13 protein-coding genes are annotated in these 12,774 nt (G+C 60.1%); 9 read left to right on the forward strand and 4 right to left on the reverse strand.

The features are described from left to right. The first annotated feature begins 101 nt into the window (after positions 1-101). Positions 102-692 (forward strand): YceI family protein, encoded by a 591-nt coding sequence (locus ACIF4X_RS06690; protein WP_397481465.1) that lies wholly within the window; start codon positions 102-104, stop codon positions 690-692. A gap of 1 nt (position 693) precedes the next feature. Further along, positions 694-1,851, forward strand: a complete 1,158-nt coding sequence (locus tag ACIF4X_RS06695; protein WP_397481466.1) for a phosphatidylserine/phosphatidylglycerophosphate/cardiolipin synthase family protein — start codon at positions 694-696, stop codon at positions 1,849-1,851. 136 nt (positions 1,852-1,987) lie between these two features. Here ACIF4X_RS06695 and bglX read toward each other — a convergent pair whose 3' ends face one another. After that, positions 1,988-4,279: a beta-glucosidase BglX gene (gene bglX, locus ACIF4X_RS06700; RefSeq protein ID WP_397481467.1), complete on the reverse strand. Its 2,292-nt coding sequence runs from the start codon at positions 4,277-4,279 to the stop codon at positions 1,988-1,990. Between the two features lie 261 nt (positions 4,280-4,540). Here bglX and ACIF4X_RS06705 point away from each other — a divergent pair, with 261 nt between their 5' ends. The 4 genes from ACIF4X_RS06705 (at position 4,541) to ACIF4X_RS06720 (ending at position 8,201) form a co-directional block, all read left to right on the forward strand. Next, positions 4,541-5,149: a LemA family protein gene (locus ACIF4X_RS06705; protein ID WP_277760980.1), complete on the forward strand. Its 609-nt coding sequence runs from the start codon at positions 4,541-4,543 to the stop codon at positions 5,147-5,149. 117 nt (positions 5,150-5,266) lie between these two features. Then, positions 5,267-6,022: a TPM domain-containing protein gene (locus ACIF4X_RS06710; protein ID WP_397481468.1), complete on the forward strand. Its 756-nt coding sequence runs from the start codon at positions 5,267-5,269 to the stop codon at positions 6,020-6,022. 33 nt (positions 6,023-6,055) lie between these two features. Beyond that, a complete protein-coding gene (locus tag ACIF4X_RS06715; protein WP_397481469.1) occupies positions 6,056-6,673 on the forward strand; it encodes a TPM domain-containing protein in 618 nt (205 codons plus the stop codon). Positions 6,674-6,983: 310 nt separating this feature from the next. Then, positions 6,984-8,201 carry a class I SAM-dependent methyltransferase gene (locus ACIF4X_RS06720; protein WP_397481470.1) on the forward strand — a complete coding sequence of 406 codons (1,218 nt, stop codon included), beginning with the start codon at positions 6,984-6,986 and terminating at the stop codon, positions 8,199-8,201. 90 nt (positions 8,202-8,291) lie between these two features. On the opposite strand, the gene ACIF4X_RS06725 is transcribed toward ACIF4X_RS06720, so the two are convergent. Further along, on the reverse strand, positions 8,292-9,182 hold the full coding sequence (locus ACIF4X_RS06725) for a DMT family transporter (RefSeq protein ID WP_397481471.1): 891 nt from the start codon (positions 9,180-9,182) through the stop codon (positions 8,292-8,294). 273 nt (positions 9,183-9,455) lie between these two features. On the opposite strand from ACIF4X_RS06725, the gene ACIF4X_RS06730 reads away from it, so the two are divergent. The 3 genes from ACIF4X_RS06730 (at position 9,456) to ACIF4X_RS06740 (ending at position 10,883) form a co-directional block, all read left to right on the forward strand. Beyond that, on the forward strand, positions 9,456-10,037 hold the full coding sequence (locus ACIF4X_RS06730; protein ID WP_397481472.1) for a DJ-1/PfpI family protein: 582 nt from the start codon (positions 9,456-9,458) through the stop codon (positions 10,035-10,037). A gap of 13 nt (positions 10,038-10,050) precedes the next feature. After that, positions 10,051-10,356 (forward strand): ribbon-helix-helix domain-containing protein, encoded by a 306-nt coding sequence (locus ACIF4X_RS06735; RefSeq protein WP_016982789.1) that lies wholly within the window; start codon positions 10,051-10,053, stop codon positions 10,354-10,356. Positions 10,357-10,538: 182 nt separating this feature from the next. Next, positions 10,539-10,883 carry a YegP family protein gene (locus ACIF4X_RS06740; protein ID WP_397481473.1) on the forward strand — a complete coding sequence of 115 codons (345 nt, stop codon included), beginning with the start codon at positions 10,539-10,541 and terminating at the stop codon, positions 10,881-10,883. A 138-nt stretch (positions 10,884-11,021) separates the two neighbouring features. On the opposite strand, the gene ACIF4X_RS06745 is transcribed toward ACIF4X_RS06740, so the two are convergent. Both ACIF4X_RS06745 and ACIF4X_RS06750 read right to left on the reverse strand, forming a co-directional pair. Continuing rightward, positions 11,022-11,903 (reverse strand): dihydrodipicolinate synthase family protein, encoded by an 882-nt coding sequence (locus ACIF4X_RS06745; protein WP_397481474.1) that lies wholly within the window; start codon positions 11,901-11,903, stop codon positions 11,022-11,024. Positions 11,904-11,925: 22 nt separating this feature from the next. After that, positions 11,926-12,708 (reverse strand): aldolase, encoded by a 783-nt coding sequence (locus ACIF4X_RS06750; RefSeq protein ID WP_236429965.1) that lies wholly within the window; start codon positions 12,706-12,708, stop codon positions 11,926-11,928. Positions 12,709-12,774 lie beyond the last annotated feature (66 nt).

Below are 12,774 nucleotides of genomic sequence, written 5' to 3' on the forward strand. Positions count from 1 at the left end.
CAAGCCAGCTCCCACAATTGATAGATTTGTGGCGACTGAGTTTGCAATAACGGCGTGGGCGGTTAAGGTTCGTGCAGGTTTATCGGCCCCACGAGTGTTCAATGTTCAACCGCTCCCTCAGTGCAACCCTGTCCAGCCTGCTGCTTGCCGCCGTCGCGCTGCCGGCGCAGGCCAATTGGTACCTGGACGGCGAGTCGTCGCGGCTGTCGTTCGTCAGCACCAAAAACGCCCACATTTCCGAAGTGCAGCGCTTTCTGGTGCTGCACGGCAAGGTCGACCCTAACGGTCGCGCCGAAGTCGAGGTCGAGATGGACTCGATCAACAGCGGCATCCCGCTGCGCGATGAGCGCATGCGCAAAGAGTTGTTCCAGATCGAGCAATTCCCCGAAGCGACCATCACCACTCAGATCGACCTGCGTCCGATCAACGATCTGGCCCCCGGCGCGCAGCTGGAATTGCGCCTGCCGCTGACCGTCAATCTGCACGGCAAGCAGCACGAATACCCGGCCGAGCTGCTGGCGACGCGGCTCGATGATCGACGCTTTCAGGTGGTCACTCTGGAACCGCTGGTGATCAACGCCGAAGATTTTGATCTGGCGCCTGGCCTGGAAAGCCTGCGCAAACTCGCCGATCTGTCGGCTATCAGTCTATCGGTGCCGGTGGGTGCGGTGCTGATCTTCACGGCGCGCTGACATGCGCGGCGCGGTGTTTCCTTGGCGGGACGGCAACCGTTTCGAGCTGTTGATCGACGGCCCGCAATTCTTTCCGCGCATGCTTGAACAGATCGCTGGTGCGCAGGAACAGATCGAACTTGAGCTGTATCTGGTCGAGGCTGGTGCCTGTGCCGAAACCATCGTGCAAGCACTGGTGCTGGCGGCCGAACGTGGCGTGCGCGTGCGGTGCCTGTTCGATGATTACGGCAGCCTCGCGTTCACCCTCAATCTGCGCCAGCGTCTGACTCACGCCGGGGTGGAACTGCGTTTCTACAATCGGCTGAACTGGCGGCGTTGGGTCGGCAATTTCTATCGTGATCACCGTAAATTGCTCTTGGTCGATCAGCGTCTGGCGGTGGTCGGCGGCACGGGCGTCACCGACGAGTTCTGGACGCCGGGGCATGACACCAGTGAATGGCATGAAGTGATGGTCGAGATCAGCGGCCCGTTGGTGATCGACTGGCAATTACTGTTTGATCGCCAGTGGATCGCCAACCGCTACCGCCGCGCCTGGCGCCCGGCCGCGCATTTCGGCCTGCCGCGATTGCCGCGCGTGCCGGACAAGGGCGAGGGCATGGGCCGTGTGGCGTATGCCGATGCGCGCCAACATCGCGACATTCTGCAATCGTTGTTCCGTGCATTGAACAGCGGCCAGCAACGTATCTGGATGGCCACGCCGTACTTCCTGCCCACCTGGAAAATCCGCCGCTCCCTGCGCAAGGCTGCCGCGCGCGGTGTCGACGTACGCTTGCTGCTGACCGGGCCGCGCACCGATCACCCGTCAGTGCGTTACGCCGGGCATCGCTACTATCCGCGACTGCTCAAGGCCGGGGTGCAGATCTTCGAATACCAGCCGTGCTTTCTGCATTTGAAAATGGTCTTGGTGGACGATTGGGTGAGCATCGGCTCGTGCAACTTTGACCACTGGAACCTGCGTTTCAATCTGGAGGCGAATCTGGAGGCGCTGGATGCGTCGTTGACGGCCGCGGTAGAGGCGAGTTTTGTGAAGGACTTCGGGCTGAGTCAGCAGGTGAGTCTGGAAGAGTGGCAGCGCCGGCCGTTGTGGCGGCGTGTGAAGCAGCGGATTTGGGGCTGGGTGGATCGGGTGGTGGTCAATATCCTCGATCGTCGCGGCTAGTCGCTCACCGTTGATCGTTCCCACGCTCTGCGTGGAAATGCAGCCCGTGACGCTCCGCGTCACCGGACGCGGAGCGTCCCTTGAGGCATTCCCACGCGGAGCGTGGGAACGATCAGGGAGGGGACTGCGGCGTTCGTTACAGCAACTCAAAACTCTGCTGCGTCACGTCCTGCGAATCCAGGCCGATCTGCACGTTGAACTTGCCCGGCTCTGCCGCGTATTTGAGCTGGGCATTGTAGAACTTCAGGTCATCCTCGCTGATGGTGAAGTGCACGACTTTCTGCTCGCCAGCCTTGAGCATTATTTTCTGGAAGTTCTTCAGTTCTTTCACCGGACGGATCATCGAACCGGTGACGTCCTGAATGTACAACTGCACCACGGTTTCGCCGTCACGCTTGCCGGTGTTTTTCACCATGACGCTGGCGTCGAGCTTGCCCGTAGCGTTCAGCGTGGTCGACGACAGCGCCATATCGCTCAAGGCGAATTGGGTGTAGCTCAGGCCATAACCGAACGGAAACAGCGGCCCCGTGGTGTCATCGAAATACTGCGAGGTGTAGTTGCCCGGTTTGCCCGGCGTGAACGGCCGGCCAATGCTCAGGTGGTTGTAGTACGTCGGGATCTGGCCCACGGAACGCGGGAAGGTCACCGGCAGTTTGCCCGACGGGTTGTAGTCGCCGAACAGCACGTCGGCGATGGCATTGCCGCCTTCGGTGCCGCTGAACCAGGTTTCCAGAATCGCGTCAGCCGACTGGTTCTCTTCGAGAATGGTCAACGGGCGGCCGTTCATCAACACCAGCACCAGCGGTTTGCCGGTGGCTTTCAGCGCACGGATCAGCTCGCGCTGGCTTTCCGGGATGTTCAGGTCGGTACGGCTGGAGGATTCGTGGGACATGCCACGGGACTCGCCCACGGCTGCAACGATCACGTCAGCGTCCTTGGCGGCTTTGACTGCTTCGTCGATCAGCACGTTGGCCGGGCGCGGATCATCGACCACTTCCGGCGCATCGAAGTTGAGGAAGTTCAGGTAGTCGAGGACCTTCTTGTCGCTGGTGATGTTGGCGCCACGGGCGTAGATCAGGTTCGCCTTGTCGCCGATCACCGAGCTCATGCCGTCGAACAGGGTCACCGATTGCGCCGGTTTACCCGCCGCCGCCCAGCTGCCCATCATGTCGATCGGTGCCTTGGCCAACGGACCGACCAGCGCGACTTTCGCGTCTTTCTTCAGCGGCAGGGTTTCGTTCTGGTTCTTCAGCAGCACCAGGCTGCGGCGCGCGACTTCGCGGGCCTCGGCGCGGTGCAGACGGCTTTCGGCGTAGGTGTCGGCCGGATCGTCTTCAGCCTTGCCGATACGCAGGTACGGGTCCTTGAACAGGCCCATGTCGTACTTGGCGGCGAGGACTTCGCGCACGGCGTTGTCGATGTCTTTCTGTTCGATCTCGCCGGACTTGAGCAGCCCCGGCAGCTCTTTGCCGTACAGGGTGTCGTTCATGCTCATGTCGATGCCGGCCTTGATCGCCAGTTTCGCCGCTTCACGACCATCACGGGCGACGCCGTGTTTGATCAGTTCGAAGATCGCACCGTGGTCGCTGACCGCCAGGCCTTTGAAGCCCCAGTCGCGGCGCAGCAAATCGTTCATCAGCCAGGTGTTGGCCGTGGCCGGAATGCCGTTGATCGAGTTCAACGCGACCATCACACCGCCGGCGCCGGCATCGATCGCGGCGCGGTACGGCGGCAGGTAATCCTGATACATCTTCACCGGACTCATGTCGACGGTGTTGTAGTCGCGACCGCCCTCGACCGCGCCGTACAGAGCGAAGTGCTTGACGCTGGCCATGATGCTGTCGGCCGCGCTCGGGGTGGCGCCCTGATAGGCACGCACCATGACCCCGGCAATGCGCGAGGTCAGGTAGGTGTCTTCACCGAACCCTTCGGAGCTGCGGCCCCAGCGCGGGTCGCGGGAGATGTCGACCATCGGCGCGAAGGTGATGTCGAGGCTGTCGGCGGCGGCTTCCTTGGCGGCAACGCGACCGGACTGGTCGATGGCGTCCATGTCCCAGCTCGAGGCGAGGGCCAGCGGAATCGGGAAAATCGTACGGTGACCGTGGATCACGTCGTACGCGAAAAACATCGGAATCTTCAGACGGCTGCGCATGGCAGCGTCCTGCATCGGACGGTTTTCCGGGCGGGTGATCGAGTTGAACGTGCCGCCGATGTTGCCGGCGGCGATTTCCTTGCGGATCAGCTCGCGGGGCATTTCCGGGCCGATGCTGATCAGGCGCAACTGGCCGATCTTTTCATCGAGGGTCATCTGGTTCATCAGGTTGCTGATGAACGCGTCCTTGTTTTCCAGGGGTACCGGGGTCGTGGCGGCCAATACTTGATGACTGGCCAGGCTGACGAACAAACCCAGCAAACACAGCTTCTTCATGAATATTTTTCTCAAGGGCCCAAGCGGCAATGCAACGCCGGCCAGCCAAAATTTAGGGAGCGACTATTGTTGTTCGGGTACAGGCTCAAAGAAACAGAGCCAAAAACGGCAGCCGACACTTGGCAGCATGATCACGCAGGGCACTTTTTAGCCCATTGCCCCGTCGTAATCCAGCGACGCGGCCGATTATGCCCCAAGAGCCCTCTGAGAATGTTTCGCGCTCGGTTTTTATAATGATATGTGCCAAGGAGCATCACTGCGATGAATGCAAGTCCAACCTATCGCTCACGTCTGCAGGTCGCCACACTGCTGGTGCTGGCGACGCTGTTGACCGCGTGCGGCATCAACAATATCCCGACCCTCGACGAACAGGCCAAAGCCGCGTGGGGCCAGGTGCAGAACCAGTACCAGCGCCGCGCTGACCTGATCCCCAATCTGGTGGAAACGGTGAAGGGTTACGCCAAGCATGAGGAGGAAACCCTGACGGCAGTGATCGAGGCCCGGGCGAAAGCCACGTCGATTCAGGTGGATGCCAGCACCCTCGACAATCCCGAGAAGCTCAAGCAGTTCCAGCAGGCGCAGGACCAACTGACCGGCGCATTGAGCCGGTTGATGGTGGTCTCCGAGCGTTATCCGGATCTGAAAGCCAACCAGAACTTCCTCGCCCTGCAATCGCAACTTGAGGGCACGGAAAACCGCATCGCCGTGGCGCGTCGCGATTTCATTCTGGCGGTGCAGAAATACAACACCGAAATCCGCACCTTCCCCGGTCGCCTCTGGCACAGCGTGATGTACAGCGACCTGCCGATCCGCGAAACCTTCGAAGCCACCACGCCGGATGCCGATAAGGCACCCCAGGTTAAATTCTGAAAACACACCTGTGTAGGAGCTGCCGAAGGCTGCGATCTTTTGACGTTGGTTTGTAAAAAACAAGATCAAAAGATCGCAGCCTTCGGCAGCTCCTACAGGGGACGGTGGGGGTAATAGATGCGCGTGTTGAAAATGGGCCTGGTGCTGATGCTATGGCTGTTCGCCGTCAGCGCCCGGGCCGAGTTGACGTTCCCGGCGCTGAGCGGGCGGGTGGTGGACGAAGCGCAGATGATCGAGCCGTCGGTGCGCGCGCAACTGAGCCAGCAGTTGCAGGCCCACGAGCAGGCCACTGGCGAGCAATTGGTCGTGGTTACCGTGCCGGATTTGCAAGGCACCACCATTGAGGACTTCGGCGTTCAGATCGGACGACATTGGGCCATCGGTCAAAAGGACAAGAACAACGGTGCGCTGCTGATCGTTGCCCGTGACGAGCGCAAACTGCGCATCGAAGTCGGTTATGGCCTCGAAGACCGGCTGACCGACGCGCAGACTTCAGTGATCATCCATCAAGTCATTACGCCCGCCTTCAAGGCCGGTAATTTCAGCAAAGGCATCAGCGACGGCGTCGCGGCGATACTGGTGGTGCTGGGTGGCAATCCGCTGGATGAGCCGTCGACGGTCTATGAATCCAGCGGTGATCCGTCCGATGATTTCATCTCGCGGCATCCGGGATTGTTCGTGTTTTTGGTGATGTTGTTCATCCTGGCGGTGTTTGTCTGCCAGATGCTCGGTATCCTGCCTGCCGGCCGGGGTGGCTCCGGAGGAGGGGGCGGCTTTGGCGGTGGTGGCGGTTTTGGCGGCGGCGGTGGAGGTGGAGGCTTCAGCGGCGGCGGGGGCAGTTTCGGCGGCGGTGGTTCGTCCGGCGGCTGGTGAAATCAGAAGAATAATGAGCAGGCACTTTTCAACATGGCATTACTGACCGAACACGAACAACGCAAGGTCGCCGAGGCGATTGCGCGAGTCGAGCGCGACACCGACGCCGAACTGGTGACGGTGCTGGCCGCCCGCGCCGATGACTATGCGTACATCCCGTTGTTGTGGGCGAGCCTGTTGGCTTTGGTGGTGCCGGGCGTCGTGCACTACCTGACCGGGTGGCTGACCATGCACAGCCTGCTGTTGGTGCAGTGGATCAGTTTTGTCGTGCTGTGCCTGCTGTTTCGATTGCCCAAAGTCACCTCCCACCTGATCCCGCGTCATGTGCGGCACTGGCGCGCCTCGAACCTGGCGCGGCGGCAGTTTCTGGAGCAGAACCTGCATCACACGGTGGGCAGCACGGGGATGCTGATTTTTGTCTGCGAGGCGGAGCGGTATGTGGAGATTCTGGTGGATGAGGGGATTTCCAGACGGCTGGACAATAAAACCTGGGATGGGATTGTTGCGGCGTTTACCGAGCAGGTCAGGCAGGGGCGCACGCTTGAGGGGTTTGTCACGTGTATCGAGGCGTGCGGGGAATTGCTGAAGGTGCATGTGCCGGTGACACAGGTGAGGAATGAGTTGCCGAATCGGTTGGTGGTTTTGGGGTAGGTTGCAGATTTTTTATTCGGCTTGAGGGCCATACCCTCACCCCAGCCCTCTCCCGGAGGGAGAGGGGGCCGACCGAGGTGTTCTGCGCTCGACATCGACCTGAAAAACCGTGTCGATTATGGATTCAAGGCAAATCGTTCAAGTCGGTGTATCTCGTCAATATCCCCCAATCAGTCCCCTCTCCCTCCGGGAGAGGGCTAGGGAGAGGGCGCTTCTGACAACCGTTGGGTAAATAAGAGCGTGTCCCCAACCCCCATCCCCCCTAAAATACCCGCCACTCCCGATTTCGCCCGTCCGAGGCCGCTTTTCCATGCCCGTTACTGCTCCTGCCACCAAGCCCGCGCCTGATCACCACGCCCAGTTCATCGAGCTGCTGCAAGCCAGCCTCGAACAGAACGGCTTCATCAAACTGGTGTTGGCCAAATACGTCGGTGAAGAGGCGGATCTGCAGCGGGTCATCATCAAGCCGGTGACGGTCAAGGCGCAGCCGAATCTGTCGTTCGTCTATCGCTACAAGACTCGCGACATCACCAAAAACCTGCCCTTGGTCGACGGTGTAGCGGCGATTGCCGCGCTGCTGCCGGCCTCGTTCAAGAATGCGCATTTACTCGCGGTAACTGACGAAGCCCAGCTCGAATACAGCAAAAAGGGCAAGAGTTCGTTGTTCAAGAGCAAACCTCAGCAATTGCGCGAAGCGCCGTCCGCTGAGCACAACCGCGAGAAAAATCGCTTCCTCGAATTGAGTCGGCCGTTCCTCAAGGACCTGGGCGTGACCAATGCCCAAAACGAGCTGATTCCGGCGATGTCGCGCAAGTGGAAGCAGATCAACAAGTTCATCGAAGTATTCAGCCACGCCCTGACCTCATCGCCGCTGGCGCTGGACAAACCGGTGCGCGTGGCGGATTTCGGTTCGGGCAAGGGCTATCTGACGTTCGCCATTCACGATTACCTGCGCAACACTTTGAAAGCCGAGGGCGAAGTCACCGGCGTCGAGCTGCGGGAAGAGATGGTCAACCTGTGCAACGCCGCGGCGGCAAAACTCGATCATCCGGGACTGGTGTTCAAGTGTGGTGACGTGCGCAGCGTGGCGCCGAGCGAGCTGGACGTGATGATCGCCCTGCATGCCTGCGACATCGCCACCGATTACGCGATTCACACTGGCATCCGCTCGGGCGCGTCGATCATCATGTGCTCGCCGTGCTGCCACAAACAGATCCGCCTGCAGATCCAGAGCCCGGCGTTGCTCAAACCGATGCTGCAATACGGTTTGCACCTCGGCCAGCAGGCGGAAATGGTCACCGACAGTCTGCGCGCATTGTTCCTTGAGGCGTGTGGTTACGAGACCAAGGTGTTTGAGTTCATCTCCCTGGATCACACCAACAAGAACAAGATGATTCTGGCGGTGAAACGCGCCGAGCCGGTGGATTCGGCACAGTTGTTGGTGAAAATTCAGGAGTTGAAGGATTTCTACAACATCAGCGAGCACTGCCTGGAAACCTTGCTGCGCGCGGACGGCTATCTCGCCTGACTCGGTCCCTGTAGGAGCTGCGGCACGCTGCGATCTTTTGATCTTGAACAACACAGTCAAAAGATCGCAGCGTGCCGCAGCTCCTACAGTTTATGTGGTGGCTATGCGGGCCGGTTGCACAGCGGTTTTACGGCCGAGCATGACAGTCGCAATTACCCCGCAGGCAAACACCCAGGTAATCGGCTCGACATGTTCACCAAAGAACAACGCCGAAAACGCGATGGTGAAGAAAATCTGCAGCAATTGGACCTGACTGACCCGGGAAATCCCGCCCATGGCCAGCCCGGCGTACCACGCAAAGAACCCGAGAAACTGCGAAAACAACGCCACATAACCAAACGCCCACCAGGTCTTCGCCGACACCGCCCCCTGATGCTGAAGCGCGAGATACAGCACAGGCCCGATCAACAGCGGCGTCGACAACACCAGCGCCCAGCAGATCACCTGCCAGCCGCCCATCTCCTTGGCCAACCGGCCACCTTCGGCGTAACCCAGGCCACCGACGGCAATCGCGCCGAGCATCAGTAAATCCCCCGCTTGAATACTGCCGGCCCCGGTGTACAGCGCATACCCGAGCACCAACGCACTGCCGAGGGCGGCGCAGGCCCAGAAGGCTTTTGACGGGCGCTCGTGGGACAACCACGCGGCATACAGCGCCACGCACAATGGTTGCAAGCCGTTGACCAGTGCACCGTGGGACGCTGGCAAGGTTTGCATGGCCCACGCCGACAACACCGGAAAACCCAGAATTACCCCGGCGATCACCAGACTCAGACCTTTGACCTGCTGCCACGTTGGCCACTTCTCGCGGCGCCATAACAGAAGCAACGCCGCCGGAATTGCCGCGAACAGTGCGCGGCCCAAACCGTTGAGCAGTGGATGCAGTTCCTGCACCACAATGCGGGTGAAGGGCAGGGTGAGGCTGAAGATCACCACGCCGAGCAGGCCGAGGGCCATGCCGGTGTTTTCGCGCGAGGACATGATGGGAACCGGAATGAGTGGTTGGGAATGACCTTCATCAAGCCATAAACCGGGTGGTTCGGGCTGTTACAGCTAGGCACAGACTTAGGCGTACAGTTTCACGGCCCCTTCGCGAGCAAGCTCGCTCCCACAGGAGAATGCATTCCAAATGTGGGAGCGAGCTTGCTCGCGAAGAACGATGACACGGTCTCAGGTAGTAGCCGGTTGTTACCCGAGCCGCTGGATAAGGTCTACCTTGAGTAGTCCCAGGCAATTTCCAGAGGAGTCCTCCCCATGGCCGCGAAAAAGATCCTGATGCTGGTCGGCGATTACGTCGAAGACTACGAAGTGATGGTGCCGTTCCAGGCCCTGCAAATGGTTGGTCACAACGTCCACGCCGTATGCCCGGACAAGGCTGCCGGTCAAACCGTGCGCACGGCGATCCATGACTTCGAAGGCGACCAGACCTACAGCGAAAAGCCCGGTCACCTGTTCGCCCTCAACTTCGACTTCGCCAAAGCCAAAGAGACGGACTACGACGCGCTGTTGATCCCTGGCGGACGCGCCCCGGAATACCTGCGCCTCAACGAAAAAGTCCTCGATCTGGTGCGCGCCTTCGACAAGGCCGGCAAACCGATTGCTGCGGTTTGCCACGGTGCGCAATTGCTGGCGGCGGCGGGTGTACTTGAGGGGCGCGAATGCAGCGCCTATCCGGCCTGCGCCCCGGAAGTGCGCCTGGCGGGCGGTACGTACATCGATATCCCGGTGACGGACGGCCACGTTCAAGGCAATCTGGCCACGGCGCCTGCCTGGCCGGCGCATCCGAACTGGCTGGCCGGTTTCCTCGGCTTGCTCGGCACCAAAATCACCCTGTAACGAGGATCCGCCGATGTGCGAGCTCTACGTCAAGGCTGACCCGATTCTCTACGAATCACGCTCGCGCTCGCTGCGCATCTGCGGCGTGGTGACGACGTTGCGCCTGGAGAATCAGTTCTGGGACATTCTCAGCGAGATTGCCGAGGTCGACGGCATGACCACCAACCAACTGATCGCCAAGCTGTATGAAGAGGTGATGGATTATCGCGGGGAAGTGGTGAATTTTGCGTCGTTCTTGCGGGTGAGTTGTACGCGGTATCTGAGTCAGCGGCGGGTGAGTGCGCCGGAGTTGTCGGTGGTGCGGGCGGTGGTGAAATAGGCCTGACCGGGTTGACCCATCGCTGGCAAGCCAGCTCCCACATGTGACCGCATTTTCATTGGAGAACTCGGTCGAAAGTGGGAGCGAGCCTGCTCGCGAAGGGGCGGGTACAGGCGACAGAAGGCTGGGGCTGGTCTTTACTCACAGGCGCGAAATCTCTCAATCGCCAAGGAGAAACGAGCATGTCCGGATGGTACGAAATCAGTAAAAGCAGCAACGGCCAGTTCAGGTTCGTCTTGAAAGCGGCGAATGCCGAAACGATTCTGACCAGCGAGTTGTACACCACTCGCGCAGCCGCCGACGGCGGGATTGCCTCGGTGCAGGTCAACAGCCCGCTGGATGAACGCTACGAGAAAAAGTCGACGAAGGACGGCCATCCGTACTTCAACCTGAAAGCGGCCAATCATCAGATCATCGGTAACAGTGAGGCATATTCATCGGAGGCGGCGTGCGACAAGGGCATTGCCAGCGTCAAGGCGAACGGTCCGAGCAAAGTGATCAAGGACAAGACCTTGCCGGTTCTCTAAACCCGCTTTCAAATCCACCACCATTCCTGTGGGAGTTGGCTTGCCAGCGATGAGGCCATTTCATTCAGCATCGATGTTGAATGATCCACCGCCATCGCTGACAAGCCAGCTCCCACAGGTTTTTGCGTTGTCAGTGGATCAGCGCAGGGTTTTCAGGATCGTTTGCAGCTGAGTCTGGCCCGCCTCACTCAATGGGAACACCGGCAAGCGCGGATCGCCCGATTCAAGCCCGGTCTGCCGCAACCCCGCCTTGATCGTCGCCGGCAGACCACCCTTGAGGATGAAATCCAGCAGCGGCAACTGGCGGTAAAACAAATCCCGCGCGCGATCCAGATCGCCGGCCATGGCGGCCTCGTACAAGTCCAGATTCAGTTGTGGAATCAAGTTCGGCGCCGCCGTGCACCAGCCTTTCGCCCCGGCAGCAAACGCTTCCAGCGCCAGCGGATTGCAGCCGTTGTAGAACGGCACCTGACCTTCGCCGAGCAATTGCAGCTTGTGCATGCGCTGGATGTCGCCGGTACTCTCCTTGACCATGGTCACGTTTTCAACGGCATTGACGATGCGCAGAATCAAATCTACGGACATGTCTGTGCCGCTGGTGGCCGGGTTGTTGTAGAGCATGATCGGCACGCCGATGCTCTCGCCGATGGCGCGGTAGTGGGCGAGGATTTCCGCTTCGCTGAGTTTCCAGTACGAGGCCGGCAGCACCATGACCACATCGGCGCCGTGGGCTTCAGCAAAACGTGCGCGGCGCACGGCTTTGGCGGTGGTCAGGTCGGATACGCTGACGATGGTCGGTACGCGTTTGGCCACCTGCTTGATGCTGAATTCAGCGACTTGATCCCACTCCGCATCGCTCAGGTAAGCGCCTTCGCCGGTGCTGCCCAGTGGGGCAATAGCGTGGACGCCGCTGTCGATCAAACGATCGATCGATTGGCCCAGGGCGGGTAGATCCAGCCCTTCGCCGTTGGCGCCGAACGGGGTGATGGTGTAGCCGATGATGCCGTGAATAATGGACATGGGAATCTCTCCGTAGCAGGGTTCAGTTCAGACAATCGGCGTGTTGACGCAGGTTCTGCCGGGCGTAGTAGTTGAAGGCGGCGGCGTGGCGTTTCGGCTTGGCGATCCAGTCATGCGCCTCGCGGCCCAGTTCCGGGATGATCGGCTTGATCGTGCCGGCGGCCATCGCCAGCAGTTGCAGCTTGGCCGCGCGTTCGATCAGTTGGGCGATGACACACGCCTCTTCAATCGTCGTGCCGGTCGACAGCTGACCGTGGTGCGAAAGCAGGATCGCGCGTTTGTCGCCCAGCGCACCGGCAATCAGTTCGCCTTCTTCGTTACCGACTGGCACGCCCGGCCAACCCTCGAGAAACGCGCAGTCGTCGTACAGCGGGCACAGGTCCATGTGGGAAATCTGCAGCGGTACTTCGAGCATCGACAACGCAGCCACGTGGGTCGGGTGGGTGTGGATGATGCAGTTCACATCCGGGCGAGCGCGGTACACCCAGCTATGGAAACGGTTGGCCGGGTTGGCCATGCCGTGACCTTCGAGGACTTCCAGATCCTCGTTGACCAGCAACAGATTGCTCGCGGTGATTTCGTCGAAACCCAGGCCCAGTTGCTGAGTGTAATAGGTGCCGGGCTGCGGGCCACGAGCGGTGATCTGGCCGGCGAGACCGGAGTCGTGGCCGTTCTCGAACAGAATCCGGCACGTCAGGGCCAGCTTTTGCCGGTCCGTCCACGTATTATCCGCCAGGCTTTTTTGCATCTGGATCAGCGCTTGCTTGACCAGTTGGTCTTTGGGTAGTGCTAATGTCTTGGCCATGTCTGTGTCCTTTGGGTGATTGCAGATGACACTAAAGAGGCTATATGACACAAAGTGTCATTGGCA

This window comes from Pseudomonas sp. NPDC085632 (assembly GCF_044541255.1).
Classification (GTDB): Bacteria; Pseudomonadota; Gammaproteobacteria; order Pseudomonadales; family Pseudomonadaceae; genus Aquipseudomonas.